Annotated in this window: 26 protein-coding genes; 9 read left to right on the top strand and 17 right to left on the bottom strand. The window is 65.6% G+C overall.

Going from position 1 to position 25,788, the window contains the following annotated elements; translation table 11 throughout:
- Positions 1 to 58: 58 nt before the first annotated feature.
- The 4 genes from HII28_RS17975 to HII28_RS17960 form a co-directional block, all read right to left on the bottom strand.
- Complete coding sequence (locus HII28_RS17975; protein ID WP_170027201.1) at positions 59 to 922, bottom strand: ArdC-like ssDNA-binding domain-containing protein; 864 nt, start codon at positions 920 to 922, stop codon at positions 59 to 61.
- Between the two features lie 789 nt (positions 923 to 1,711).
- A complete protein-coding gene (locus HII28_RS17970; protein ID WP_346769401.1) occupies positions 1,712 to 1,888 on the bottom strand; it encodes a hypothetical protein in 177 nt (58 codons plus the stop codon).
- A gap of 273 nt (positions 1,889 to 2,161) precedes the next feature.
- Complete coding sequence (locus tag HII28_RS17965) at positions 2,162 to 3,511, bottom strand: NAD(P)/FAD-dependent oxidoreductase (protein ID WP_170027200.1); 1,350 nt, start codon at positions 3,509 to 3,511, stop codon at positions 2,162 to 2,164.
- Positions 3,508 to 4,125, bottom strand: a complete 618-nt coding sequence (locus HII28_RS17960; RefSeq protein WP_346769400.1) for a VOC family protein — start codon at positions 4,123 to 4,125, stop codon at positions 3,508 to 3,510. Before HII28_RS17960 ends, HII28_RS17965 begins: the two co-directional genes overlap by 4 nt.
- A 74-nt stretch (positions 4,126 to 4,199) precedes the next feature.
- Here HII28_RS17960 and HII28_RS17955 point away from each other — a divergent pair, with 74 nt between their 5' ends.
- On the top strand, positions 4,200 to 4,853 hold the full coding sequence (locus HII28_RS17955; protein ID WP_205865046.1) for a muconolactone Delta-isomerase family protein: 654 nt from the start codon (positions 4,200 to 4,202) through the stop codon (positions 4,851 to 4,853).
- A 468-nt stretch (positions 4,854 to 5,321) separates the two neighbouring features.
- Positions 5,322 to 5,807 carry a hypothetical protein gene (locus HII28_RS17950; RefSeq protein WP_170027198.1) on the top strand — a complete coding sequence of 162 codons (486 nt, stop codon included), beginning with the start codon at positions 5,322 to 5,324 and terminating at the stop codon, positions 5,805 to 5,807.
- A 242-nt stretch (positions 5,808 to 6,049) separates the two neighbouring features.
- Here the strand turns inward: HII28_RS17950 and HII28_RS17945 are convergent, their stop codons facing one another.
- The 3 genes from HII28_RS17945 to HII28_RS17935 form a co-directional block, all read right to left on the bottom strand.
- The gene (locus HII28_RS17945; protein ID WP_170027197.1) at positions 6,050 to 6,487 is read right to left on the bottom strand and encodes a VOC family protein; all 438 of its coding nucleotides are present in this window, start codon (positions 6,485 to 6,487) and stop codon (positions 6,050 to 6,052) included.
- Between the two features lie 63 nt (positions 6,488 to 6,550).
- On the bottom strand, positions 6,551 to 6,748 hold the full coding sequence (locus tag HII28_RS17940) for a hypothetical protein (protein ID WP_170027196.1): 198 nt from the start codon (positions 6,746 to 6,748) through the stop codon (positions 6,551 to 6,553).
- A gap of 160 nt (positions 6,749 to 6,908) precedes the next feature.
- On the bottom strand, positions 6,909 to 7,568 hold the full coding sequence (locus tag HII28_RS17935; RefSeq protein ID WP_170027195.1) for a VOC family protein: 660 nt from the start codon (positions 7,566 to 7,568) through the stop codon (positions 6,909 to 6,911).
- A 175-nt stretch (positions 7,569 to 7,743) separates the two neighbouring features.
- Here HII28_RS17935 and HII28_RS17930 point away from each other — a divergent pair, with 175 nt between their 5' ends.
- A complete protein-coding gene (locus HII28_RS17930; protein ID WP_170027194.1) occupies positions 7,744 to 8,094 on the top strand; it encodes a metallopeptidase family protein in 351 nt (116 codons plus the stop codon).
- Between the two features lie 61 nt (positions 8,095 to 8,155).
- Here the strand turns inward: HII28_RS17930 and HII28_RS17925 are convergent, their stop codons facing one another.
- The 5 genes from HII28_RS17925 to HII28_RS17905 all read right to left on the bottom strand — a co-directional run bounded on the left by HII28_RS17925 (position 8,156) and on the right by HII28_RS17905 (position 11,092).
- Complete coding sequence (locus tag HII28_RS17925) at positions 8,156 to 8,611, bottom strand: heme-binding protein (protein WP_170027193.1); 456 nt, start codon at positions 8,609 to 8,611, stop codon at positions 8,156 to 8,158.
- Between the two features lie 186 nt (positions 8,612 to 8,797).
- Positions 8,798 to 9,562 (bottom strand): ABC transporter permease, encoded by a 765-nt coding sequence (locus HII28_RS17920; RefSeq protein ID WP_170027192.1) that lies wholly within the window; start codon positions 9,560 to 9,562, stop codon positions 8,798 to 8,800.
- Positions 9,562 to 10,374: an ATP-binding cassette domain-containing protein gene (locus HII28_RS17915; RefSeq protein WP_205865073.1), complete on the bottom strand. Its 813-nt coding sequence runs from the start codon at positions 10,372 to 10,374 to the stop codon at positions 9,562 to 9,564. Before HII28_RS17915 ends, HII28_RS17920 begins: the two co-directional genes overlap by 1 nt.
- Positions 10,374 to 10,742, bottom strand: a complete 369-nt coding sequence (locus HII28_RS17910; RefSeq protein ID WP_170027190.1) for a DUF1048 domain-containing protein — start codon at positions 10,740 to 10,742, stop codon at positions 10,374 to 10,376. The genes HII28_RS17915 and HII28_RS17910 overlap by 1 nt, the downstream gene beginning before the upstream one ends.
- 2 nt (positions 10,743 to 10,744) lie before the next feature.
- On the bottom strand, positions 10,745 to 11,092 hold the full coding sequence (locus HII28_RS17905) for a PadR family transcriptional regulator (RefSeq protein ID WP_170027189.1): 348 nt from the start codon (positions 11,090 to 11,092) through the stop codon (positions 10,745 to 10,747).
- Positions 11,093 to 11,355: 263 nt separating this feature from the next.
- Here HII28_RS17905 and HII28_RS17900 point away from each other — a divergent pair, with 263 nt between their 5' ends.
- Positions 11,356 to 12,063 carry a VOC family protein gene (locus HII28_RS17900; RefSeq protein WP_170027188.1) on the top strand — a complete coding sequence of 236 codons (708 nt, stop codon included), beginning with the start codon at positions 11,356 to 11,358 and terminating at the stop codon, positions 12,061 to 12,063.
- 341 nt (positions 12,064 to 12,404) lie between these two features.
- Positions 12,405 to 14,186: a DEAD/DEAH box helicase gene (locus HII28_RS17895; RefSeq protein WP_170027187.1), complete on the top strand. Its 1,782-nt coding sequence runs from the start codon at positions 12,405 to 12,407 to the stop codon at positions 14,184 to 14,186.
- Positions 14,187 to 14,446: 260 nt separating this feature from the next.
- Here HII28_RS17895 and HII28_RS17890 read toward each other — a convergent pair whose 3' ends face one another.
- Positions 14,447 to 14,836, bottom strand: a complete 390-nt coding sequence (locus HII28_RS17890; RefSeq protein WP_170027186.1) for an SHOCT domain-containing protein — start codon at positions 14,834 to 14,836, stop codon at positions 14,447 to 14,449.
- A gap of 808 nt (positions 14,837 to 15,644) precedes the next feature.
- On the opposite strand from HII28_RS17890, the gene HII28_RS17885 reads away from it, so the two are divergent.
- Positions 15,645 to 17,717, top strand: a complete 2,073-nt coding sequence (locus HII28_RS17885; RefSeq protein WP_205865045.1) for a beta-galactosidase — start codon at positions 15,645 to 15,647, stop codon at positions 17,715 to 17,717.
- Positions 17,718 to 17,998: 281 nt separating this feature from the next.
- Entirely contained in the window at positions 17,999 to 18,301 is a 303-nt protein-coding gene (locus HII28_RS17880; protein WP_170027184.1) for a hypothetical protein, read from the top strand.
- 75 nt (positions 18,302 to 18,376) lie between these two features.
- Here HII28_RS17880 and merB read toward each other — a convergent pair whose 3' ends face one another.
- Positions 18,377 to 19,039: an organomercurial lyase gene (gene merB, locus HII28_RS17875; RefSeq protein WP_205865044.1), complete on the bottom strand. Its 663-nt coding sequence runs from the start codon at positions 19,037 to 19,039 to the stop codon at positions 18,377 to 18,379.
- Positions 19,036 to 19,656, bottom strand: coding sequence for a class I SAM-dependent methyltransferase (locus HII28_RS17870; RefSeq protein WP_205865043.1), 621 nt, complete (start codon positions 19,654 to 19,656; stop codon positions 19,036 to 19,038). Before HII28_RS17870 ends, merB begins: the two co-directional genes overlap by 4 nt.
- A gap of 244 nt (positions 19,657 to 19,900) precedes the next feature.
- Here HII28_RS17870 and HII28_RS17865 point away from each other — a divergent pair, with 244 nt between their 5' ends.
- The gene (locus HII28_RS17865) at positions 19,901 to 21,193 is read left to right on the top strand and encodes an MFS transporter (RefSeq protein WP_170027182.1); all 1,293 of its coding nucleotides are present in this window, start codon (positions 19,901 to 19,903) and stop codon (positions 21,191 to 21,193) included.
- Positions 21,194 to 21,196: 3 nt separating this feature from the next.
- On the opposite strand, the gene HII28_RS17860 is transcribed toward HII28_RS17865, so the two are convergent.
- Entirely contained in the window at positions 21,197 to 22,558 is a 1,362-nt protein-coding gene (locus HII28_RS17860; RefSeq protein WP_170027181.1) for a PLP-dependent aminotransferase family protein, read from the bottom strand.
- A 77-nt stretch (positions 22,559 to 22,635) separates the two neighbouring features.
- Here HII28_RS17860 and HII28_RS17855 point away from each other — a divergent pair, with 77 nt between their 5' ends.
- A complete protein-coding gene (locus HII28_RS17855; protein WP_170027180.1) occupies positions 22,636 to 23,685 on the top strand; it encodes a PhzF family phenazine biosynthesis isomerase in 1,050 nt (349 codons plus the stop codon).
- A 95-nt stretch (positions 23,686 to 23,780) separates the two neighbouring features.
- Here HII28_RS17855 and HII28_RS17850 read toward each other — a convergent pair whose 3' ends face one another.
- Positions 23,781 to 25,709, bottom strand: coding sequence for a beta-L-arabinofuranosidase domain-containing protein (locus tag HII28_RS17850; protein WP_170027179.1), 1,929 nt, complete (start codon positions 25,707 to 25,709; stop codon positions 23,781 to 23,783).
- Positions 25,710 to 25,788: the final 79 nt, after the last annotated feature.

The following is a 25,788-nucleotide window of genomic DNA, read 5'->3' as shown; positions in this document are numbered from 1 at the left end:
GAGTGTGAGGGGTCCGGCCCCTCACCGGCCGCACAGGCCGGCAGGGCCGGGCCCTTCCCTACGGCTCAAGGATGTTGGCGAAACGGTGGACGGTGGAGAGGACACGTGCAGCGGTATCGCGGATGAGGTCGACGTCACCGCCAGCCCATCCGGTGATGTAGCCGACGGAGTACCCAGCGGTGTCGAGGCCGGCCAATGCTGCGGTGATGTAGGCGACGGATTCTGCTTCGGTCTCCATCCGGCCACGGTGCAGCACGTACTCGGTGGGTGTGTTGGTGTGCTCTAGCAGGATGTGCGCTGCCTCGTGCAGCAGCGTTTTGGCGTGTTGGGCGGGGGACACGTGCGCGCGGATCAGCACCTTGCGGGCGGTGGGGTCGGTGTATCCGTTGCGTGCCTCGGTCATGGGTTCGGTGTCGACACTCCAGCCGAGCTGCTGGAGGTGGGCGGTCAGCGGGGTCGTGATGCCGTGATCGTCGCTACCGGTGAGGGGCTGGACGACGTCGGGGTCCGGGGTGGTGCCGGGGAGGGGTTCGGTTTGGGTGATGTCGAAGACGGACACGATGGGGAAGTACCGCACCCGCTCCGCTTCTTCCTCCTCGCCCGTTTGGTCGGGGTGGTTGGCGGTGGGTGTGGTGCGGCGGGTGGCGGTGGCGTAGATGCGGATGCCGTGTTGCCCCTTCGTGACTTGGCGGCCGAGCTCCTGCCAGTGCTGGTATCCGGCGACGTGGGTGGCGTCCGGGTTCTGGGCGAGGATGAGCAGAACGTTGTTCAGGCTGTAGGTGTGGAAGGAGGCGGCGAAGTTCAGGAACCGTGCCCAGTGGTCTGAGCTGGCGAGGGCTTCTACTTGGGCGGTGAGGGTGGCGTGCAGGGTTTCGGCTTCGGCCATGCGGGCTTCACGGGTCCTGGCTTTGGTGGGGTTCATGTCCTGCTCCCTTGTGGTGATCGTGTTTTGTGGTCTTTCCGGCACGAGGATCGGGTGGGAGTGGACGGTTGGGTAGTGCCGGGTCCGTGGAATACCGGAGTAAGCGCAGCGCGGGAGGATATGCCGCGAAAGCCCGGAACGCACCGGCCGGCAACGACATACGATCAGACGCCGGAAAGACCACACACGCAGGTGTTGTCCCGCGACCAGCCGGGAAGCGAGTTGCTGTCCAGAGCGGTCATGCCCTGGCCGTGCCCGGGGGTTCTTTGACAGGGTGCGTTCATGGAAGACCTAGCGCCGTGGATCACGGGTGAGCACTTGTACCGGTTGCATGAAACCTTCCCGGGGTACCGAGACACCCGGTTCATGCGGTGCGCGTTGTGTGGCTTCGCGTTCGAGGAAGCGTTGGAGGACGTGGATGAGCCGGCTTGTCTGATGCCGTCAGGTTCAAGGCCCTCGGTCTCCGACGTGAGCAACTGGTGATGACGTCGCTACCGAAATGCGTTCCCTCCGTTTCGTGCGGCATGCGGTCCGAATGGCACACGGCATCGGCTCGTTGCGTATCTCTCTGGCCGTATATGGACACAGGGTTTGACGACACTTTTGACGACACTTCGTTCTAGTACGACGTGATTCGACCGTTGGTCATGTGAGTGAGAAAACAGACCTGATCAGGGAATTAACGCGAACTCCCGCGTTGTTCACCTGCACCAGCAGGGGTTCGAATCCCACGCCCTCCGCTTCAGCTATTCGGCCGGGATACCAGTGAGGCTGGGATCGCGGCCAGGCCTAGGTGTGTTTGACGACAGATTTGACCACAATCGAGTCATCGTGGGCCTGATTGAGGGCTGCGGCAACGGCGTCGAGGTCGTCATCGAAGAGGTCTGCGTGGACGTCCAGCGTCATCGCGGCGGAGGCGTGGCCGAGCATGCGTTGGATCGCTGCAGCGCTCCGCTGTCGCGACATCCGCCGCGGAACCCGCCTTCTCAACAACAAGCAGAGGGCGCCAACCCGCGCGGAGCCACAAGGGATCGGTACATCTCCCCGGACGGACACGGCTCGCATGCACAGCGTCGCACACTACCCACAGAAGGATCGATTTGTGATCCAGGGGTTGCTGAGGGGTGGCGCCGTTTCCGATCCACGTTGCGGCCGGCCGGCACAGCGGAATTCCTCAACCCTCCGTTGCGCATCGCTCGAGAAGCCGGCGGGCAATCGCGAAGGGGGCGCCTCCGGAATTCAGTTCGCCTTGATGGTGCGGTCCAGCGCACGCAGTGCGTGCAGGAACGCTTCGGAGAAGGTGGGGAACGGTTGGATGACGTCGAGGAGAACTGGAAGTGGGATGCGGGCGTGGATCGCGAGGGTCGCCTGCTGCAGCCACTCGCCGGCTTCAGGTCCGACGGCATGGGCACCGGTGAGCACAGAACCGTCGGAGACCAGGGTGAGGAATCCGGGCTTGGTGTCGTAGGCGCGCGAGTAGGTCGAGGTGCGTGGCACCTCGGAGAGCGGGATCGACTCGACGAAGCGGCCATCTGGCCGACCGACTGACGCGGCTTGCGGATAGGTGAAGACGGTGCGCGGCATTGCTTCGTAATGAGCGTCCCGAGGCCGACCGTGGATGTTGTCTGCCACGACCCTGCCTTGGTACTCGCCGGCGTGGGTTAGCTGCCACAGTCCGGTGACGTCGCCGACGGCCCATAGCCCGGGGCCCGCCGACAGTCGAGCGGTCACAGGGATTCCGCGCGGATTGGGTTGGATGCCGACCGTTTCCAGCCCGATGTCGGCCACTCGGGGTGCTCGCCCTGCGGCGACGAGTACGCGCTCGGCGCGCAGCTGGGTGCCGTCGGCGAGTTCGACGCCGTATTCGTCGCCCTCCTTCCAGACGCGTGCGGCCGTGCTGTTCAGTCGCACATCGATGCCGTCGTCGGCGAGCACCTTTTGGATCGCCTCACCCATCGCGCGGGGCTCTCGCGACAGCAATCTGTCCCCGCGTTCCACGATCGTGACCTTCGCGCCGAGGTGCGCGAGCGCCTGACTCATCTCGACGCCGACGGCACCCCCGCCCAGCACAATCAGGCTGTCGGGCACCGCTTTCATGCCGGTGACCTCGCGGTTCGTCCAGATGCCCGGCGTCTCACGCAGACCCGGAACGGGAGGGATGACCGGATCCGCACCCGTCGCTATCACGATGTGCTCGGCCGTGTGCCTCTGGCCGTCAACCTCCACCGTGTTCGACCCGGCGAGTCGCCCGTGCCCGCGTATCACCCCGACGCCCGCGGACGTCGCCCAGGCAACCTGGCCGGCGTCGGAGTAGTCCGACACCATGAAGTCTCGCCAGCCGAGCGCTGCACCCACGTCGATGACACCGTTGACGGCCTGCGCCGCGCCGGGTGCGTCCTTGGCCCCGGCAACGGCTTCGCCCGGCCGCAGCAAAGTCTTCGACGGAATGCACGCCCAATAAGAGCACTCCCCACCCAGAAGCTCACGCTCGACCATCGCCACACGCGTGCCGCCCTCTGCGATGGCTGCGGCCGTGTGCTCACCTGGGGCGCCCGCACCAAGGACGATGACGTCCCAGTCGTAGCTCATTGCGGAAGCTCGGCGCCGGACTGCTCGGCCACAAGCCATGTGGCATACCAGTCAGGCCAGTTCGGATCCTCCTGACCCGTTCGCGCCTCGTGCTCGCCGTGCGCCGCAGCCACCCTCTTCAGGGCGCTGGTCAGATCATCAACGGACGCGAAGCTGGTGATGCCAGAGTCGATGCGTCCGGGCAGACGAGTGGTGATTTCCTGCAGGAACCACTCGTTGCCGTCCGGGTCTGAGAAGGACAGGAACGAGCCGTAGCTACTGTGCTCCGAGGCCGGCCCGGTAACGCGATCCTGTGTGCCGGCGTGGTGGAAGACGCCCCCAGCATCGTGGAAAACCTCGCTCGGCTCGGCGCCACGATCCGTGAGTTCCGCGCGGGCGGCCTCGATATCGTCGACGATCAGCTGGAGCCCCTGCGCCGTGCCCGGCTGCTGCGTCGTTAGACCCGTCCCGAAGATGATCGATGTCGGCGACCCAGGCGGGGTGAACTGCACGACCCGGAAGCTCTCGCTGGTCGCGAAGTCCGCATCTTGACGCCAACCGAGTCCGTTGTAGAAGGCGACCGCACGGTCGACGTCCGCCACCGGTATGACGACTACTTCGAGCTTGAAATCCACAACATCCCCTGACTTGCATGTCCTCGCCCGAGAAACCCTCAACTCGAGCTTTCCCATACGGCACACGATGAAGAATGCTGAACATCGAGAACGAGCGCAAGGAGAATTACGTGGAATTTCTGGTCACCATGACAACGCAAGTCCCGGAGGAGACGAGCCAATCCGAGATCGATGCTGTGCGGGCACGTGAGGCTGAGCACAGCCGCGGACTTGTCGCCGACGGCACGCTCCTGCGGTTATGGCGGCCACCACTGAAACCCGGCGAATGGCGCACCTACGGGCTGTTCGACGCCGCCCACGGCGACGAACTCGAAACAGTGCTCGCGGCCATGCCGCTGCGCATCTGGCGCACCGACGAGGTCACCCCGCTCAGCGCCCACCCGAACGACCCAGGACGCGGCACCGTTTCCCTGCTGTCATCCAGCCACGAGTACTTCGCCCGCCTGATCGTCACCGTTCCCGAGGGCACCGCCCCTGCACTGGCGGATGACCTCTTCGCACAAGAAGCCAAGCGGGCAGCAGAACTCGCCACGAATGGGACGCTACTCAGACTCTGGCGCCTCCCCGGCGAGGGGAACAACCTCGGCCTCTGGCAGGCAGAAAACGAGACACGACTGGCAGGCGTCCTTGCCGCGCTCCCGCTCGCACCCTGGCTCGCGACCACGACCGAACAGTTAAGCCGCCACCCCAGCGACCCGCTCACGGCTGACCTCCCCTCACAGACATAGAAGCCAGGCGCGCTCCGGGCACTGTCAGTTGATATCGGACACTCCGAGCACCATTCGCTTCCGCGCTCGAAGGTCGTCAGCACGGGGACTGTCTGATCAACGGTGTGTGGGGTCCGGCGGTTTTTGGTGGGTGGTTCTCCCGAACCGGTTCGCAAGAGTGATCGCGAATGCGTTCGGCGTCGGTTTCCACCTGCTGGCGGAGCCAGTCGCTGTTCATGTTGAGAAGACCAGGGTCAGGTGTCCGGACCTGCCGGTCGAATGCTTCGGGCTTGCCCCACTTGTTGAAGTTCGCTCGAGTCAACTGGCGAGGCAATGGCGAGCACGCAAGTCGGAACTACAGGTGATGGAGCTGAGGTTGACCGCATTGCCGAATCCTTGGAGGCGAGATAATCTCAACTAACCTGAAGGCGTTCACAGGAATCGTGCACGTTGTTCATCGGTAACACCGTGAGAGAGTCGAGCAATCGCATGGCTGATGTGTCGGGACTGAAGAACCTCAAGTACGTCGTTCCGCGCGAGATGTCGGCAGCTGAGCTCAAGAAGATAGCCCTCCTGTCTCAGCTCGGGGTGGAGGCTCCATCGCTGTACGGCCGTGTTCGGTGGACACGCGTGTGCACGCCGCAACTCGGCACAGTCGAGCTCTCGCAAGCAGCCCTCATCGAGGAACTCGGAACAGTGCTCACGCTCACGGTCGTAGCGAGCATGCCTCGGGCACCCTTCACCGCAGTCAGGATCGGTCATCCGAAGATCACGGCGGCCGTACAGGCCTCCGGAGATTATGGTGCCGACTACGAATTCGCGTCGTTCGGTTTGAAGCACTATGCCGATCTGGGGTATGCCATTGAGCTACACGCAGGGCTTGCCGACCAGCTCGAGCAATTCAAACTCGTCGACATCAACGACCCGCACACCAATGCCCACAAGGTGGAGCTCGTCTCCTGGGGGTTCAACTGACCGGATCCGGTCGCCGCAGCTAGGACTCGCCGTCCTGGCGCAGGAAGCAGGGGGACACGCAGCGGCACACCCTCCGATTCAGTACTCGGTACCCACAACAACCGTCGGCTGCGTATCTCTCTGGCCGCATCTGGACACATGACTTGACGACACTTTTGACGATACTTCGTGACCTGGTTCGACCGTTGGTCATGTGGGTGAAAGGACGATGATCAGGGACTCGACGCGCGGGAGTCGATCGATCACCGTTCGACGTCGGACTGCACTCCGGTTACGGTCCCGGCATCGTCGGTGTCGTACCGTCCCTTGCTGAGATCGACCAGCACGAGCCTGTTCCCGAAGGGGTCCTCCACGATCGATACGCAGCCGACCGGGATCTCGATCCGCGGCTCGAGGATTCGCCCGCCGGCCGCCTCGATCTGCTGCGCCGCCGCGACCGCGTCGCGCACGAGCCAGTTGGGTTCGGTCTGCAAGCGCGTGGTCAAGACGATCTCGGTGCGTGACTCCTGGCAGGCCAATGCCGCCTGGCCGATCTCGTCGTTCCGCCAGCGCAGCTGGTGGCCGAGTCCATCGCGGTAGAAGGCAATGCCGGCGTCGAGATCCGAAACTGCGAGCATCACGGCATCGACCGAAAGGAGAAGTGCTTCGTCTACGGTCGATCGCTGAACCGGCTCGATCATGCACGACAGTCTCCTCGGAACGCCGGACATCGCGCGCCGCGCAAGCGGATCCGCTCGCGGGCATCATTGCGGCGCGCGGCGTGCCGCCAGATAGAGCGGAAAGAAGATGACGAAGAGCACGACGCAGAACGCAACCCAGACCCGCGGTGCATCGATCGTGAAGCCCCCGAGTCGCACAGCAACCGGCTCATTCTGGCGAGCACGCGAACACGCGTCGGGATAGACCCAGAGGTCCAGGATCACGAGCACCGCGATCGCCATGGCGGTCACGGTCAGCCCAGTCGTCACACGTGCATCAACTTCCAGCCTCCAGCACCAACTGTACGGTTCGCTGACCTGCGCTTGTCGGGGCCGGCCTATGTGCTGCAAGCGGTGGAACCCGCGACGAGTCCTGGTTGCTAGACGTGAGCGCCTCGCCGGCTCAGTCGTCGCGCAGCCCAGGGGCGCCGTCAGGCCATGCCGCGATGCACACCTTGTTTCCCGCGCGGTCGGCGAGTATCCACGAGGCTGGAGCCTCGGAATCGGTCACGATCCGGCCGCCCGCCGCGACCGCCGCAGCCGCGCGCACCTCACCCTCGTCGCTGGCGACTGAAACATCGATGTGCATGGCGTGCCGAAGAGGTTTCTCGGGGTCGAGCTCCTGCATCCACACGGTCGAGCCCTGTCCGAGCGGATCGATGGCGTTGTCGTCGCTGAGCGGCGAATACCCGAGCACGGCTCTCCAGAACGGCAGATCGATCTGCTCCGGCCGAGCAGAAATGGCCACCTGGACTTCCTGCACCGCACTGCGGTCGGCCCGCGCACCCTGCGATCGCGCGACGGCGGAGACCGCTTGTGCGAGAGCGATGTGATCCGACTCGGTCGCCCACATCTCACGGGTCAGCTTGACCGTGAGTCGGTCCGCCGCCGCGGTCAACACCGTACGAGGGCCAAGCCCCGGAACGTCGGCGATGGCTCCGGCCAGCGAGGCGGCCTGCCGCAAGGAGTCCGTCCGAAACACTGCCGTGGGTCCGCCATGAAGGATCACCCAGTCGCCAAGGTCATCGGCGAAGAGGAACGCCTGCCAGCCTGCCTCGCTCATAGGGACACCATAGACGCGAACCAGTCGCGACCCACCGAACAATCAGCGTCCGCCACGGACCCCGAACGCCACATTCGACAGCGGCGGCAGCGTCTGCCTGCCGCGGGATTCTGTGCGCGCGGGTGTCGACGTGCCGATCGTTCTCGACCGTTCCCGCCGGCACAAAATGGGTGACATGGTCGTGATCTCCGATGAGGACTTCCAGACGATGGTCGAGGAGGAGTACGACGCTCTCCCTGAGGACATGGTGCGGGGTCTCGAGAATGTGGCGATCCTCATCGCGAACCAACCTGCTGGCGAGCGGCCGCGGCTCTTCGGACTCTATAGCGGACGCCCGCTGAAGACACGCGGCGTGTATGGCTACGGAGAGCTCCCCGACCGCATCACTCAGTTCAAGAACAACATGCAGGAGCACAGCGCGGATCTCGACGCCCTCCGGCTGCGCGTGCGAATCACGCTCGTGCACGAGATCGGGCATTACTTCGGGCTGGATGACGCGCGACTGCGCGAACTCGGATGGGCATAGACGCGGACGCGCCCAGGCGGCTTGCCCGGAACGGGCGGTTGTCGCTGGGCTCGGCGGTCGTCTACCCGCGGAATCGGATCAGGGCATCAGCTATCGTCTCGTGGTCCACGACATCCGATTCGCCGGACGACGAGAGCGTGCCGACGAACTCGTCGTTCACGAACAGCGGGATGCTGCCGCCCCAGAACTTGTACTCGGGACCGAGACCGTCGGCAACGGATGGGTCGGCATCCTTCTTGAAGCGGGCGAGCACCGAGCTGTGCCGGAAGTGCTTCACGACGAGCCGCTTGCCTGCGATCACGTCGGCGTTGTGCTGGCCGGTTGATCCGAGCTGTGCGCGATATGCCAGCTCGTCGCCGATGTGCACCTCGATGGCCAGGTTGAGGTCACGCTCACGCACGAGAGCAACGGCGATCTCACCGAGGCGCACCGCATCGTCGCGGTCGAAGGAGGCGAACTCCGCGACCGGCTCGGCTTCGAGCTGTTCGAGTGTGTAGACGGGTTCCGGATGGGTCATGATGACATCCTCGCCCATGCGCCAGCGCGCCGAGAGGCGCAGCGATCACGCGAGCGGCGACACCGGCGAACGATCCCGAATCAGGTGCCTGCTGACGGATGCGTCAGCAGGCGGGTGTGGGGTGAAATGGCGTCTGGGTCTGGATGCTCGTAGGTGAGGTCCAGACCCGGGCGCTGTGTGGCGGATTCAGCTGATCTTGCGTCGGTAGATGGTGACGGCGAACGCGTAGGCGACGATCAGGATGCCCAGGAGCCAGGCGAGGGCGATCCAGATGTCTGTGCCGACGGGTTGTTCGGCGAAGAGTGCGCGGATGGTGTTGACGATGGAGGTGACGGGTTGGTTCTCGGCGAACCAGGCGACGGGGGCGGGCATCGAGCTGGTCGGGACGAAGGCGGAGCTGATGAAGGGCAGGAAGATCAGCGGGTAGCTGAACGCGCTGGCTCCGTCGACCGTTTTCGCCGAGAGGCCGGCGATGACGGCGATCCAGGTCAGGGCGAGGGTGAAGAGGATCAGGATGCCGGCGACGGCGAGCCAGGCGCCGACGGATGCTCCGGTGCGGAATCCCATGATCAGGGCGACGCCGATGACGACGGCGACGGAGACGAGGTTCGCTGACAGGGACGTGAAGACGTGTGCCCAGAGCACGCTGGAGCGGGCGATGGGCATCGACTGGAAGCGTCCGAAGATGCCGCCTTGGATGTCGAGGAAGAGCCGGTAGGCGGTGTAGGCGACGCCGGACGCGATCGTGATCAGCAGGATGCCGGGGAGCATGTAGTTGATGTAGGACTGGTCGGATCCGGTGTGGATGGCACCGCCGAGGACGTAGACGAAGAGCAGCAGCAGCGCGACAGGGGTGATCACCGTGGTGATGATCGTGTCGGGGCTGCGGGTGATGTGGCGAAGTGATCGGCCGGTGAGGACGCCGGTGTCGGCGAGGGCGTGACTGGTCATCAGGAATCCTTTCCGGCCGGTATCGTCGCAGCGCTGCCGGTGGTGTCGGTCTCGCCGGTGTCGCCGACGAGGGTGAGGAAGACGTCCTCGAGAGTGGGTTGCTTCTCCACGTACTCGACCGTTGCCGGCGGGAGAAGCTGCTTGAGTTCGGCCAGGGTGCCGTTCTGGATGATCACGCCCTTGTGCAGGATCGCGATCCGGTCGGCGAGCTGTTCCGCCTCGTCCAGGTACTGGGTGGTCAACAGCACGGTGGTGCCCTGTCCGGCGAGTTGCTTCACCGTCTGCCACACCTCGATGCGGGCCTGCGGGTCCAGCCCTGTGGTCGGTTCGTCGAGGAAGATGATCGGCGGATTCCCGATCAGGCTCATCGCGATGTCCAGCCGGCGCCGCATCCCGCCGGAGTAGGTGGCGGCTTTGCGGCCACCGGCGTCGGTGAGGGAGAACCGGTCGAGGAGGTCATCCGCCACGACGGCGGGGTTCTTCAGGTGACGGAGCCGGGCGATCAGGATCAGGTTCTCCCTGCCGGTGAGGACTTCGTCGACCGCCGCGAACTGCCCGGTCAGGCTTATCGAGGAGCGCACGTTGCCCGGCTTGGTCGCCACATCCAGACCGTGCACTGTCGCGGTTCCGGAATCGGCTTTCAGCAGGGTGGACAGGATGCTCACCAGGGTGGTCTTTCCGGCACCGTTCGAGCCCAGCAGGGCGAAGATGCTCCCGGTTGTCACCTCGAAGTTCACTCCCTGCAGCACGTGAACGTCTTTGAACGACTTCGTGATGCCGCTCACCCGGATCGCCGGCTCAGTGGTCGTCATCATTTCTGTGCTCCCTGCTCCGCGGCGCGGAAGGAAGCGGTCAGTCGGGCGCGTTCCTTGTCCAGCCACTGCCGGCCGGTGTATGCCTGGGCGAACGTCTCGGCGAACTCGACGGGGTCATCCCCGACGATCTCCCGCACCGGGGTGCCATCGGTCGCGGCACGCTCCCACAGGTCGGCCAGGTCACCGAACATCGTCACCAGCGTGTCGCCCCCGACCGTGCCGGCGTAGTACATGAAGTACCGGTGCATCGCCTTCGCCGCCGTCCCATACGGTTCCGGGAGTGCCTCGATGCGGGCCTTGTCCTGTCGGTACTGCTTCTTCTGCTCGAGCGATCCGGTAACGGTCTCGATCCACTTTGCTGCCATGATCAGTTGTCCTTCTGCGTGTTGTTGATGCTGCGGTGAAGCTGTTCGATGTGTTCCGCAAGGAAGCTCCAGCTGTGCCAGAACTCCGTCAGGTACTCGCCGCCCGAAGCGTTCAGCGAATACACCTTCCGTGGCGGCCCCTTCTCGGACGGGACCTTCTCCACGTCCACCAGGCCGCGTTGCTCGACCCGGATCAGAAGCGCGTACACGGTGCCTTCGACGATGTCGGAGAACCCCTCATCGCGAAGCCGGGCCGTGATCTCGTACCCGTATGCGGGCCGCTCGGCCAGGATCGCCAGAACGATGCCCTCCAGAGTGCCCTTGAGCATCTCGGTCATCTGCTTACCCATGGCACCCTCCCTTCGACTATTCAGTGTTGCTGACTACCACTAGATAGTAAGCATGAGTACCGGTAGATAGCAACACCGAATAGCAGATTCTTTTCGGGCACCTCACGACGAGACTCGTTGCCACCGTTGCCAACTCCATCGACCACACTCACGAAGTGATCGGTCTGTCCCGAAGGGATGCATCAGCGCGCGATGCGTGGGCTGCCGTGACCGAGCTGTCCGCGTTCGACTGCTGGTGTGAGGCGCGGTGTTAGCCTCCACGCATGGCAGCGCGGCTGGAAGCAGTGGCCTTCGACGTGGCGGATCCTTCCGCGGTGGGCGCCTTCTGGGCGGGAATACTGGGGCGTGAGGTCGTGGATGAACGTGACGGCGTGCTCGTACCCGGCGACGAGTTCCAGGTCGGGTTCCGATTCACGGCGTCCCACGGCGAACAGATCGGCCGGCCCTGGCTGCATCTGCACCTGGCCAGTACCGATCCCGATGACCAGGCTCGGATCGTCGAGGCGGCGCTGAGTCGGGGCGCGCACTATCTGGACGTCGGCCAGGAGCCGGATGCCCCGCACGTGGTTCTCTCCGACCCAGGCGGTAACGAACTCTGCGTTCTCGAGCCGGGCAACAACTGGATGAGCGGAACGGGCTTTGTCGGGGAGGTCACCTGTGACGGCACCCGCGACGTCGGCTTCTTCTGGCGAGACGCGCTCGGTTGGCTCTTGGTGTGGGATGAAGGAGACCAAACGGCAATCCAGTCCCCGGTAGGCGGAACGAAGATCTCGTGGGACTCCTGGCACAGGCCGGGAACCGAATCCAGGAATGCACGCAATCGTCAGCGCTTCGAGCTGGTCGCAGCGGATCCGTCGCGTGAGGCCGAACGCCTGGTGCAGCTCGGCGCATCCCGCCGGGCCGAGCTGTCCGACGGCGTCATGCTCGCCGATCCCGACGGCAATGCGTTCCGACTGCGAAGCGTTCCGTGACCACTGGATGGGATCGCCGCGTACGGCCCATGGTCGTCTTGCCCGTCGAGGACAACGCTGTCGGCAACCCGCCGAGGTCGCGGAGGTTGCGCAGCCCTCCCCAGTCCAGATTCCGCATCTGGAGGAGGTTAGCAATCGCACCGACGGTCTTCTTCTCTGGATGCGCTGCGGAGGAATGCCTGGATCGTCTGCGCGGATGGGTAGAGCGTGCTCGTAAGGGCTGCGATCATGCGCTTCCCCTACCAACACAACGCAGGATGCTCCCGACTCGAGCCGCCCAGAACGGGCCGCAGGGCGGCGGCCGCGTCGACTCGGGAACGGAAGGCATCTACCTTTGAAGCATGACGGCTGAGGATTCGGGGAAAGTGGCGGGCGATAGCGCCCCCGAGCCGACGGGGTTCTCCGACCTCGGGCTGAGTGACGCTGTGCTCAAAGCGCTCAAGGAAGTCGGCTACGAGACGCCTTCGGCGATCCAAGCGGCGACGATCCCGCTGCTGCTGGAGGGACGCGACGTCGTGGGTCTCGCGCAGACGGGCACAGGGAAGACCGCTGCGTTCGCGCTGCCGATCGTCTCGCGGCTCGATGTCTCGCAGAAGATCCCGCAGGCACTCGTCCTGTCTCCAACGCGCGAGCTGGCCCTGCAGGTCTCGGAGGCGTTCGAAGCGTATGCCGCGCACGTGCGCGGCGCGCACGTGTTGCCCATTTACGGCGGTCAGGGCTACGGGGTGCAGCTGTCGGCGCTGCGGCGCGGCGTTCACGTCGTCGTCGGTACCCCCGGTCGCATCATGGATCACCTCGACAAGGGCACCCTCGACCTCTCCGAGCTCAAGTACCTCGTCCTCGACGAGGCGGACGAAATGCTGAAGATGGGCTTCGCGGAGGACGTCGAGACGATCCTCGCCGAGACGCCGGCGGAGAAGCAGGTCGCACTGTTCTCCGCGACTATGCCGGCGCAGATCCGCCGCATCTCGCAGACCTATCTGCGTGACCCGCAGGAAGTGACGGTCAAGAGCAAGACCACCACCTCGGCGAACACCACGCAGCGCTATCTGGTCGTCTCGTACCCGCAGAAGGTCGACGCACTCACCCGCATCCTCGAGGTGGAGAACTTCGAGGGAATGATCGTGTTCGTCCGCACCAAGAATGAGACCGAGACGCTCGCCGAGAAGCTGCGTGCCCGCGGCTACACGGCCGCGGCGATCAACGGCGACGTGCCGCAGGCGCAGCGCGAGCGCACGGTGGAGCAGCTCAAGTCCGCCAAGCTCGACATCCTGGTGGCGACGGATGTCGCAGCCCGCGGCCTCGACGTCGACCGCATCAGCCATGTCGTCAACTACGACCTGCCGATCGACACCGAGTCGTACGTGCACCGCATCGGACGCACGGGGCGCGCCGGTCGCAGTGGCTCGGCCATCAGTTTCGTCACGCCGCGCGAACGGCGCATGCTGACCACGATCGAGAAGGCGACCCGCCAATCCATCGCGCAGATGCAGCTTCCGACCGTCGAGGACATCAACTCGACGCGCCTCAGCCGTTTCGACGACGCGATCACCTCAGCGCTCGAGCAGGAGTCTCGCATCTCGGCATTCCGCGACATCATCGCGCACTACGTCGAGCACCACGATGTTCCGGAGACGGATGTCGCCGCAGCTCTCGCCGTCGTCGCGCAGGGCGACGAGCCGCTGCTCCTCTCCGCGGACGACGCGCTCACCCGGCAGCTCGGACGTGAAGGGCGGCCGGAGCGAGACTCTCGGGCCGAGCGCGGCGATCGCGGTCCGAGCGGCCGTGCGGATCGCCGGGAACGCGCATCCCGAGGGGCACTGGCGCCCTACCGCATCGAGGTGGGAAGGCGTCAGCGTGTCGAGCCCCGTCAGATCGTCGGAGCACTCGCCAACGAGGGCGGTCTCAGTCGCGACGACTTCGGCGCGATCAAGATCTTTCCGGACTTCTCGATCGTCGAGCTTCCGGATGCGCTGCCCGGCGAGGTCCTGAGCAGGCTCGAGGACACGCGCATCAGCGGCAAGCTCATCGAGCTCAAGGCCGATCGTGGTGGGCAGAAGGGCTCGAGGAAGCCTCGGCAGGGGAGCGCTCAGGGGCACGACACCCGATACCGACGACGCTGAGCGCACCGCCTGGCGGAAGGTGCTCGCCAATGCGACGAGCCGTTGGTCGTCCCTCGATCAGCGCAATCAGATCGATCGTGATCGGCAAGGGGCGCGACCACGCACGGGGTGGCAGTTCCGAGTTCGGGGGCGCCGGTATCGACGCCACCGGCGCTCGGGCGGCGAGAAACAAGACCGCCCGAGCACCGCAGGGGAGCGCCGTTTCGCGACGACCCCGATGAGCGCATTCCCTCGGAGTAACCCCTACTGCTGGGCCGGCGTCAGGCGAGCGCCTTCGCCTTCAGGGCATCGAACTCGGCCTGTGTGATGGCGCCAGAGTCCAGCAACGACTTCGCGGAGGCGATCTGCTCGGCGGCCGACGTTCCAGAGGATGAGGCGACGGACTTGATGTAGTCCGCCTGCGCCGTTTGCATCGCCTGCGCCTGTTCCAGTTGGCGCTTCTGCATTCCGCCGCCGCGAGCGATCAGGTAGACGAGGATGCCGAGCCACGGAACGATGATCACGAACAGCACCCACAGCGTCTTGGCGACTCCACCGAGATCGCTGCTGCGGAAGATGTCGCCGAACACCCAGAACAGGCACATGAACCAAGCGATGAACAGGAAGAATTCGAGGAGTGCGAGCAAGAACGACCCATTGTCGTTGAACATGATGTTTCCCTTCTGCTGGAGCACCCGAGCACCGTCGGCTGTTCATGATGGAGAAGCCCGCGTGAGCTTCGAGTCGACCAACCTGACCGCGTCGATCGCGGCTGTGCAACTAATGCTCATTCTTATGGCCGCGGGCGTTCAGGGACCGCGACGCACCCAATATTGCTGATGAACGCATCCGGAAGCGATCATCCGCACCACACGATCATCCGGGCGCAACCTCGGCAGCCGTGACGTCACCCCTAACAGAGCGGCTAAGAACAGGGCTTGGTCGAACCCGCGCATCGGGAACGAGCCAGTCGGGCGAACCACGCCACGGGGATTCCGCTGCGGGCAGGTTCGTGGTTGCGGATGGCCCGCGGGAGATACGTCTTCTGACGGGAGGAACGCGCGGGCGGTGCCTTTCCCTGGGCCGACTCGCACCCCGCGGACAACTCGCCCACGATCACGAGAGAAGCGCGCCGCCGGTCAACTGCAGTGTGGATTTATAACACACAGAGTGATACTTTCTCGGGCGGGCCGGGATCGATGACGATCCGGGTGGAGTACCACGCGCCCGCTTCGTGCCCTGGTCCTTTCTCCATGACAGAACATGATTGAAAGGCCTTACACGGTGGTTAAACGATTGGCGCCGGCCATAACGGCAGCGCTTGGCGTCGCTCTTCTCTCGATATCGGCGGCGATGCCCGCTCATGCCGGCCCATCTGGCCATCCGCCTCTACACGGCTCCTCCGACGCGAAGCTCTGGGATACGCAACTCTTTTTCGACAACAACGGCACGCCTTGGTCGGTCTCCGACTTTCAGGCCTTGCGAGCGAAGGGCATCACCGGCGCAGAGATCGATCTGCCATGGGGCGGAATCGAGCCCTCGAACGGCACATACGACTTCTCCGAACTCGACACCGAACTCGCGAACGCGGCGAAGGCCCACATCACGCTCGTCCCGATCTTCTGGCAGTCGGGCTGGAGCGGCAGCCCTGCGTCATGGGAGACCGACCGCGAGGTCACGAGTGATGGTGCGACCGGCGTCGCCCCTGCATGGTGGGGTGGCGGACAAGCCGCTTACCTGAGCTACGTCGAGAAGACCGTGCGCCACATCACCCACGAGCCGGGCTACGGCGGCTCCATTCTCGACTATGGGTTCCTCGACGCCCAATGGGACAACCAGGGCACGGGCGGATGGGCTGCGACAGACGTCGACGAGTTCCACGCGCACTACCTACCGGACCACTTCCATGGGATCGCAGCCTTCAACGCGAAGTACGGCACGACGTACGCGTCATTCTCGGAGGTTCCGGCGGCGAAGCCGGGCGAACCACTCGCCGACGTCTACCAGGCGTTCCGGTCGTGGAGTGTCGAGGACACGTACGGGCGCATGACGGCCGCGGTGCGAAAAGTCACCGACGGCCCGCTGTACTACTACTTCGGCGGCCACCTCGCGAATGCCCCGAGCTACGCGAACAATCCGGACACGTTCTTCTCCCTGGCCAGCCGGTATGACGTCACCGTGATCGTGGATGCTGCGCAGTCACCAGGCCTCGCCCTGACATTCGGCTCGCTCGCTCGGGCCTACGGCGTGAAGCTGGCTCAAGAATGGACGGCACCGGATGGGGCGGCCGCACTGAACGCCCAGGCTGCGCAATGGGTCGCGAACTATGGTCTCGGCCTGCCTGAAGGCGGTGGCGAGGACTTCTTCATCCACGACGGAACGGATAAGGACGTCTACGGGTATCCGATCTACACCTCGTGGTTGTCCACGCTGAAGTCGCTCGACGGATCGTATCCCTCGCAGCCGGTCGCGCTGTACATCGATGTGTCCCAGGGCTATGACAACAGCGCGGGTGGTTCGCTGGTCAACGTCGAGAACCTCATCACGACAGCGTGGGATCGCGATCAATCGGGATTCGACATCGTCACCAGCCAGGAGATCGCCAACGGTCGCGCCGACCTGTCCCACTACCGGGCGGTGCTGCCGTTGAACGGGCAGGACGCCCGCATCGCCGCATACGCCTCGCACGGCGGCGTGGTGCTGAACGACGACTCGCAGCTCACCGACTATGCGCCCGCCTATGCGCAACTGACGAGCGCCGGCGCACTGCAGGTGGTGCCCACCGTGGCAGCGGACGGCAGGAGCGCGCAGATCGTTGTCGCCGAGGTGAGCAGTGTGTATCCGTATGACGGATCCGTCGTGCTGCGCACCGATGGCCTCAACCTCAAGAAGGGTGCATATCACGTCGTCGACGGCACGACGGGTCGGCCGCTCGCCCAGTCCGTGACGAATGACGGCGGTCTTTGCGTGCCGACGAAGTTGGATTCGGCAGGACTGGCCTACTGGCGGGTCGTCGCAGGACCGATCCCGCGGGGCACTCCCGCTCCGCTGACCTGCCCGGTCACATCCGGTTCGGCCGAGTCGACCGTCTCGGTGACAGCGGGAGCACCGGGCGAGGGCATGCAGTTCCTCGGGCTCGGTCAGACGGGACACGGCGCCGACGGCAACCTGACCGAAACGACTCAGGGCGGCACCGCCGCGGTTGAGACCTGGACGAGCAGCCAGAGTGGGGCGCCGACATCGAACGTGTACCTGCAGGTCGACCCGTCCAGTGCTGTGGCGGCCGCGGCTGACATCGATCTGACTGTGACCTACTGGGGCAGTGCCGGGCAGGGCTTCACGGCGCAGTACGACGCGCCGGGGGATCCCTACCACGCCGCTCCGTCCGTGAGCAGCGCGGGGTCAGGCACGTGGGAGACGCAGACCGTGCGACTCAGCGGAAGCCAGCTCAGTGAGGCGCAGAACCTCTCCGCCGACTTGCGGTTGGTCGCAAAGGATGCCACTCAGCCGCTGATCGTCGCGAGCGTGAGCATGAGCGTCGCAAAGGAGTGACCACCCGACCCAGGTGATCGTCGCGGGGCCCCTTGGTCGGCGAGTGCCGGCTCAGGGGCCCCGCGCGGGTTGCGGTGTCTCCGCTGCCTGACGGAGGGCCAGACCACGGGCGAACCATTGGTCTGGTGCGTTCAGCCGGCACTCGCGAGGCTTGGACGATGCAGCACGACTCCGTGAAGTCTGAAGTACCATCCCGGGCCTCTGGCGGTATCCACAGCGCAGCCGACAGGGGAACCGGCGCCGAAAGCGCCGAAGGTTCAACAGGGTCGCCCGACGCTCCCATGATCCTGCGCCTCTGGCGTACCCGCATCGTCCTGGCCAGGGAGAGTGAATACCAACGGTTCGCCAACGAGCGATCGCTTCCGATGTTCCGCTCGCAATCCGGGTTCCTCGGACTCTACTTCTCTGGATCGGGTGAGGAACGCGTCGTCGTCACCGTCTGGACGTCCGGGTCGGCCGCGGAGGCACTCGAGGTGTCGCCGACCTATCTGAGCACAGTCGCGGCCATCCAGGAGCAGGGGTTTCTCCGGCCACCCCAGAGCGTCGAAGTCCTGGAGATCCAGGGCACCACTTTCCCGACGTGAAGTTGATCATGCACAGGCGAGGTGTCGACGAGTGCGTTGCCCGGCAACGAGGCGGCGCTGTGACGGCGTTGCCGCCTAGTTGCCCCAGAATGCGCCGGTGAGCCCGGCATCACGGAAATACGCGGCCGCTTCGAGCGGCTCCCGTCTGCGATAGCCGTGGTCCAGTCGACCGGTGTACCAATCGGAGGCGAGACGCCACAACCTGTCGAGGCCGAAGACCGCGCCGCGCGGCTGCTGTGTTCGCTCAAGCCAGGCGTCGATGCAGGCTTCGCTGCAGAAGATTCGCTGGTTCTCGCAAGCGTGGATCACATCGTCCCAGACGTGCGCCATGGGCACGAGGAAGTGAGCCACGCCGGCGCCGAATGGCGGCCGGTCCCGGTCGACGTTCCACGCGAGCGCGGAGCCGCAGGAGGGGCACGTGGTGGCGATCAGGGCTGGGGAGGAGTCGGGGACGAGGTGCGGGATCGCGAATGCGTCCCACGCGCATCCGCCCCACCACAGCACGGTCGAGCTTTTCACGGAGAACCCGAAGTCCCGCGTGCCGAAGGGGTGAGCGAGTTCGATCTCACCGTGCGAGTCGAGTACGAGATGACGATCACGGTGGAGTACGTCCAATGCGGCTGTCACATCGGTTGCGGTGACGCCGAGCTCGGTCGCGATCTCGGAAGGGGCGGCGACACGGCCCTCGTCGGCGAGCTGCCGATAGAGGCGCACACGGAGAGATTCGATGTCGATCACGATCGGACTACCTCTTCTCCCGATGCGGGCACGGGTTCGCGGACGATCAAGAGTGCTCCGGCTCCGGTCGGGGCGAGTGCTTCGCTGAAGCCGGGGTCGGCCGCTACCAGCAACCGGAAGTCTTCGACCTGATCGGCGTGGGAGAGAACATTGTCCACGACGAGGAGGCCGCCGGGCTCGAGAACGCGGCGCAGGTTCGCCCAGTATCCGACGTAATGCCGCCGTTCCGCGTCGAGGAAGATGAAGTCCTGTGATGCGTCCTTCGACTCCATGAGCACGATCCCTGCGTCATCGACGAGCAGATCGACCCACTCGGCGAGGCCGGCACGTTGGATGTTCACGGCAGCCTCGCTACTGCGTGCCGCGTCGAGTTCGACGCTGGTGACGACTCCACCCGTGGCCCGGGCGGCGTCGGCAAGCCACAGCGTCGAGTATCCATTCGAGGTCCCGAGTTCGAGGATCCTCGTGGAGTGCGTGGCGCGCACGAGAACGGCCAGGAGTCTTGCCGTGTCCGGCTCGACGTTGCGCAGGCGATCGAGCCGATCCGCTTCGGCGGCATCGTGGCGAACACCGTAGTCGTGGAGATCGTCGAGCACCCTGGCCAGTTCGCTGTCCAACACAGTTCCTTCCCATGACCGTTCGCGGTTGTGCGGCCAACGCGCGAACGGATCGCGCGACTCGACGGCCAGGTCTACTCGGGTTTCTCCTCGGTCGCAAGAGCCGCAGTGGGGATCCTGGTCTGTGGCAACCATAAGGCCAATGGTGATGGATTGGCCTGGTCGTCGAGACGGCATATTGATGGACTCGGGTGGTGCGAAACGATTCGTCCTCGTCCGCGAGCTGGTGCACGAGGGACCCAGCATGACGGTCGATCGTTGCCGGACGCCGGCGCGCCCCCGTCGTATCTTCACGTACTTCTGGTCAGCGAGCCTCGTCTCTTCGCTGGGCGATGGCGCCGTGCTGGCGGCGCTTCCGCTCCTGGCTGCAAGTCTGACGGTCGACCCGCGACTGATCGCCGCGGTCGTGTTCACCGGGCGACTGCCCTGGCTGACCGTCGCCCTGTTCGGAGGGGTGATCGTCGACCGCGCGGATCGACGCCGGCTCATGCTGTTCACGCAGGTCGGGCAGATGCTGGTGGTCGCCGTGATCGCCGCGGTGGCCGGTCTTCACGTGACGCAGATCTGGATGCTCTACGTGCTGGCGTTCGTGATGGGATGCGCGGACGTGCTCTTCATGAGCGCCAGCCAGGCGTTCGTCCCGACGATCGTCGAGGAAGATGATCTGGACGCGGCCAACGGGAGGCTGGTGGCCGCCGAGTCCGCCTCGAGGGACTTCCTCGGGCCGCCGATAGGGTCGGCCCTCTTCGCCGTTTCTTCAGCGGTGCCATTCCTTGTGGATGCGATCAGCTTCGGCGGATCGGTCCTGCTTCTGTTGCGCATCAAACCCTCGCCGACATCAGAGCACCGGGCTTCGTCTGCCGCCGCGTCCCGATCATCCGTCTGGACGGACATCAGAGAGGGTCTGCGATGGCTGATGCGGTCCAGGCTGCCTCGGCTGCTGACACTGATCTCTGCTGCCGGGAACTTCTGTGAAGCGATGGCCCTGTCCCTGCTGGTCCTGTTCGCTCGCGATGTTCTGAACATCGGTCCCGCTGGTTACGGCGTCCTCCTGGCAGCGATGGCCGCGGGCGCGGTCATCGGTGGCCTGTTCAGCGCTCGGGTCGTCAAACGGTTCGGAGCGCGACGGATCGCGATCGCGGTCGAGGTGATCAGCCCGCTCGCGTGGCTGGCGATCGCCGCCATCGGGCATAGTCCGATCGTCATGGTGGGTCTCTTCGCCGTGTTCTCGATGGCGTTGTCGATGCGGAATGTGGTCTCCAGCTCCACGAGGCAGCGGCTGATCCCGAACGAAATGCTCGGGCGGGTGACGGCCGCCAGCCGGATGCTGGCCTACGGCGCCACGCCGCTGGGCGCGCTCGCCGGAGGCTTCGTTGCAGCTCAGTACGGACTGGTCGCCCCGTGGATGGTCGGTGGTGTGCTCTCGCTGCTGGTCGCTGTGGTGTCCGTGCCGTTGCTGTGGCGGTGGGATTCCCCTCCTCGTGGTCGCCGAACTCGGCAGGATCCCCCGATCGAGAACGGGATCGCCGAGCGCTGAGACTCAGCGTTCGGCGACCTGGAGAAGGTCACCGAGCCTCCGCCCGGCTTCGACGAGCGTGTCCTGCGGCAGGCTGAAGGGCAGGCGCAGATAGCGGTCGAGCGTGCCGTCGGCCGAGAAGCGGCCCCCTGGCAGCAGCCTCAAACCCAGTTGCGGTGCGTGTCTGGCGAAAGTCGCAGAGGACATCTGCCCGGATAACTCGAGCCAGGCGCTGAGGCCACCGAGCGGCTCCTGGGTGAGACGCAACTGCGGCAAGGACTCCAGTACAGACAGCAGCGTCGCTCGTTGCTCGCGTAGCTGCTGCCGACGAGCGACGATCAGATCGTCCAAGCCGTCGAACAATTCCAGCGCGGTCAACTGCTCGAGGGTGGGCGGGGTGAAGTAGTACGTCTCGGGCAGGGCGTTCAGCGTTCGGATATCCGTCGCGGGCCCGCGCAGCCATCCGACGCGAAGCCCGGCCCAGACGGTCTTGGCCATGGAGCCGATCCGGAAGGTTCCGGCACCATCGCGGGCATTCGGCATGGCGGCGGCATCCGGACCGCGCAGATCCAGATCGGCCATTGTCTGGTCCAGCACGAGTCGAGCGCCTGCCGCCCTGGCGTGCTGGGCGAGTTCGCGACGTTGGGCAGCGGTCGCCAACGCGCCGGTCGGGTTGTGGAAGTCGAGGATCAGATAGACCACGGCGGGACGGTGTCGACGCAGCAACTGCTGGAACTGCTCGGGATCCCAACCGCGAGAGACCGGCCAGCCGACGACGCGCGCACCGGAGGAACGCAGCAGGTCGAGAGCGCCCGGATAGGTCGGAGACTCGACCAGCGCAGCGACCCCCGGCCGAAGGAAGCGCCGCGCGAGAAGAGCGAGAGACGCACCGGAACCCGTTGTCACCAGGACTTGCTCCGGCCGGGTGGCGAGACCGCCGCGGGTGTAACGATCTGCGATCGCCTCGGCCAATCCCGGCAGTGCCTCTGCCCGAGGGGAGCGCGCATGGCGAAGCAACCGCTCCGTAGCTCGTGCGAGGGCAGCCAAGTACACGGGCAGCGGCGCGCCAGGCGCCGCGAGAGTCAGGTCGATCGCACCGTCGACGCGCGGTGCCGAGGCATCGACGCGTGCGTCCAGCCAGTCCGGCAGTTGCACCTCGCTGCCGGCGCCGGGCGTCGTGCGAATCCATCCAGCCGCACGTAGCGCGTCGTACGCCGCCGTCACAGTGACGCGACTGACACCGAGTGCGGCCGCCAGGCTCCGTTCGGAGGGCAGTGGCGTCCCTCGTGCCAGCTGGCCATCCAAGACGGCCGCCGAGACAGCCTCTTGCAGCGCTGCCACCAATGTCGGACCGCGTCCGCGCCACTGTCCGAGGACACGCGTCAAGTTCGTCGCCTGCATAAGACCACATTAGGCAGATTGGCCTGCTAGGTGACGACCGCCGGACGCCTACCCTCGTGCACATGTCGAAGCTGGGCGGTCAGCTGCACGATGCATCCGAGAGGGCCTTCTTCATCTGCGACGTGTTCTCGCACCGCCCCTTAGGGGGAAACAGCGTGACGGTCGTCTTGAGTGACGTACCGATGAACGAGGCGACAATGGGGGCCGTTACTCGCGAGCTGCGTCAGTTCGAGACGATCTTCCTCACCCCGACTCGATGCATCACCACCTATGACGCACGCGTGTTCGACATGAACGGCGAACTCGCCTTCGCTGGGCACCCTGTGCTGGGAGCCGCAGCCGTTCTCCACGAGCTTCACGGCACCGCTCGCACGCACGATTGGGTTCTACGCCTACGGGAACGCGTCGTTCCGGTCGGCACGGCCAGGGAGGAAGGCCATAAGACTGTGCACGCGCGAATGGATCAGGGGGCTCCCGTCTTCGGGGCGGTCGCAAGCGAGGCGCAGGCCTCCCGCGCCGCCCTCGCTTTCGGTCTGAACGGAGGCGACCTGGCCAGCGGACTCCCCGTGGAGGTCGTGTCGACGGGATTGCGCTACCTGATCGTTCCCGTGACGTCCGGAGTCGGCCGCGCCCACGTCGTGCATCCGACGCTGCAGCAATTGCTCGACGAACTCGACGCGCAGTTCGCCTATCTGCTGAACGTCGCCGAACGCACGGGCCGCCACTGGGAGAACGACGGTTCCGTCGAAGACATCGCAACCGGCAGCGCCGCCGGTGCAGCGGCGGCCTATCTGCTTCGCCATGGCCTCGTCCGGCCAGGCGAAAGGGTCACGCTGCGCCAAGGCGACTCGCTCGGCAGGCCGAGCACGATGAACGTCGAACTCGAGGGCACGCCGGGGGAGATCCGAAACGTCGAACTCGCGGGTCCTGTCACGATCGTCGGGCGCGGCATCCTCAACCTCGACCCGAACCCTGCCATCGCTGCGGCTGGGCCATCGGAGACGCGCCCGCCACGGACTCAGCATGCCCTCGTCTCCGGGACGGCGACATCGGGGACCTGTTCGCCGAGTTCCCCCGCCGCGTCCACATCCGCCTCGACCCGTTCCAGGTGATCGCGCGTGGCATGAACAGGTCGGTGGAATCCGGCGCCGGCTGGAAGGACACCATGGATCAGGCGCCCGGCGAACGGGCGCGCGTCGTCGTGCCCTTAGAGCGTCGGGAGCCAGATGCGCATCGTGGACGGACCCCGTTCGGCCCAGTCGTGGTACGCGATGAGTGGCACCAGCGAGCTGTGGGTTTCGTGGCTGGGGTCGGAGGTGTTGTAGGGCCAGGGCTTCTCGCCTGCGATGCTGCGTGCGAGTTGGACGACCACCCGCTCGCCCTGGTCCTGCGGTGCGACCGACGTATCGATGACGATGTTCGAGACGTCCCCCCATCCATCGGGCAGATCGACGGACTCGAGCGCGTACACGACCGGTCCGCGCTCGACGGCGACCGCGCCGCGCACGGCGTCGATGCGTCGGTCCGGCTCGGAAAGCCGCGGCTCGATCGGCAGGTCGAGCACGATCTCGTCGCCGGCGCGGAACTGGCGGCGGTGGGTCACGTATCCCGGTTCGGCGGGCACCACCCCACCATTGACGGTCAAGCTGGATCCGTTCGCCCAGGCGGGCACACGCAACTGGAGGGTCCACGGCTTGCTTGCGTCGCGCAGCGGGCGGATCGTCACCGCTCCGGTCGTGGGGTAGTCGGTCTCGATCGACAGTTCGATGCTCTCCCCGTCGTCGAGCGTTGTCGCGATCTTGGCCGGGGCGTATTGGTGTATCTGGATGCCCTCGGCGGATGCGGTGGCGACGTACGCGTCCAGGCTGGCCAAGGTGCGCGCGACGTTGGGGGGACAGCACGTGACCGTGAACCACGGCGCCCGCAGGGATGCTTCGGCGCGCGGCGAAACGGCGTCCGGGTCTGCCGGCTCTCCCGGGACCCGGCAGTGGAGTGTGTTGGCGTAGTAGAAGCTGCGACCGTCCGCGGCGGGCGAGGTGGCGACAACGTTGTAGAGCGTGCGTTCGATGAGATCCGCGTACTTCGAGTCGCCGTGTGCGAGCAGAAGCCTCCAGCTGAACTGAATGGACGCCACGCTGGCGCAGGTTTCCGAGTAGGCCCTGTCCGGCGGGAGCTCGAAGTCCTCGCCGAATGCTTCGTCCTGGTGGTGGGAGCCCTGCCCACCGGTGATGTAGGTGCGGCGCGCGACCGTGTTCTGCCACTGACGGGTGAGCGAGTCGAGCAGGACCCCGTCGGCGGTCTCGATGGCCACGTCGACCGCGCCAGAGGCGAGGTAGTTTGCGCGTACGGCGTGACCGCGCAGCACATCGGCGTCACGTACGGGAATGTCGTCCTGGTAGTAGGCACGACCGAATTCGATGTCCGGAAGGACTCCGGTGCCGCGCCGCTCGATGAAGATCCGGGCTTGTTCGATGTACTTGTCGCTGCCGGTGGCACGGCCGAGTTCGACGAGGCCCGTCTCGACTTCCGCGTGCCCGCAGACCGATTGGATGCCATCAACGCCGAACACCTCGCAGATGAGGTCCGCGAGGCGGGTTGCCACCTGGGCGAGACCATCGTCGGCGTCGGGTTTGGTGCGGATGCGCGCAACCGCGGCCTGGAAGAGGTGGCCGGCGCAATAGAGCTCGTGTCCCCATGCCAGATCGGACCAGCGCGCTTGCTGTCCCGGCCGGCCGAATCGGGTGTTCACATACCCGTCAGGCTCTTGTGCCGCGGCGACCCGGCTGACGACAGAGCGGAAGTGCTTCTCGAGCTTGTCGTCGCGGTGTTCGCCGAGTTGCCAGGAGACGGCCTCCAGGTACTTGTAGACCTCGGAGTCGGAGAACTCGCGGCCGCGCCGATTCTCCGGGGTGAGGCTTCCGGTCGCCGCGAGGTCGAAGTTTCCGAGCCAACCCTCGCGCTCGAGCCAGTGGGCGATGTGCGGCAGCGTGCCGTCGGCGTTGACGCTTTGCATCCGTGACCAGAATCCTCCCGTGATCTGCACCTCGCTGAGGCCGAGCGGGCGCAGTGCTCCGTGCGAAGGGTTGGCGGGAGTGACGGGCGTAGTGACTCGTCGGGAGGGGCTGGTCAGGGTCATGGGCTGTTCCTCGAAGGCTGCGGCACGAGGCCGGGTGCTGGTGGTGGAGTCGAAGTTGAGGTCATTGAACGGCGCCGTT

It is taken from the genome of Planctomonas sp. JC2975 (assembly GCF_012985205.1).
Lineage (GTDB): Bacteria > Actinomycetota > Actinomycetes > Actinomycetales > Microbacteriaceae > Humibacter.
This window is presented reverse-complemented; position numbering and strand designations above follow the sequence as displayed.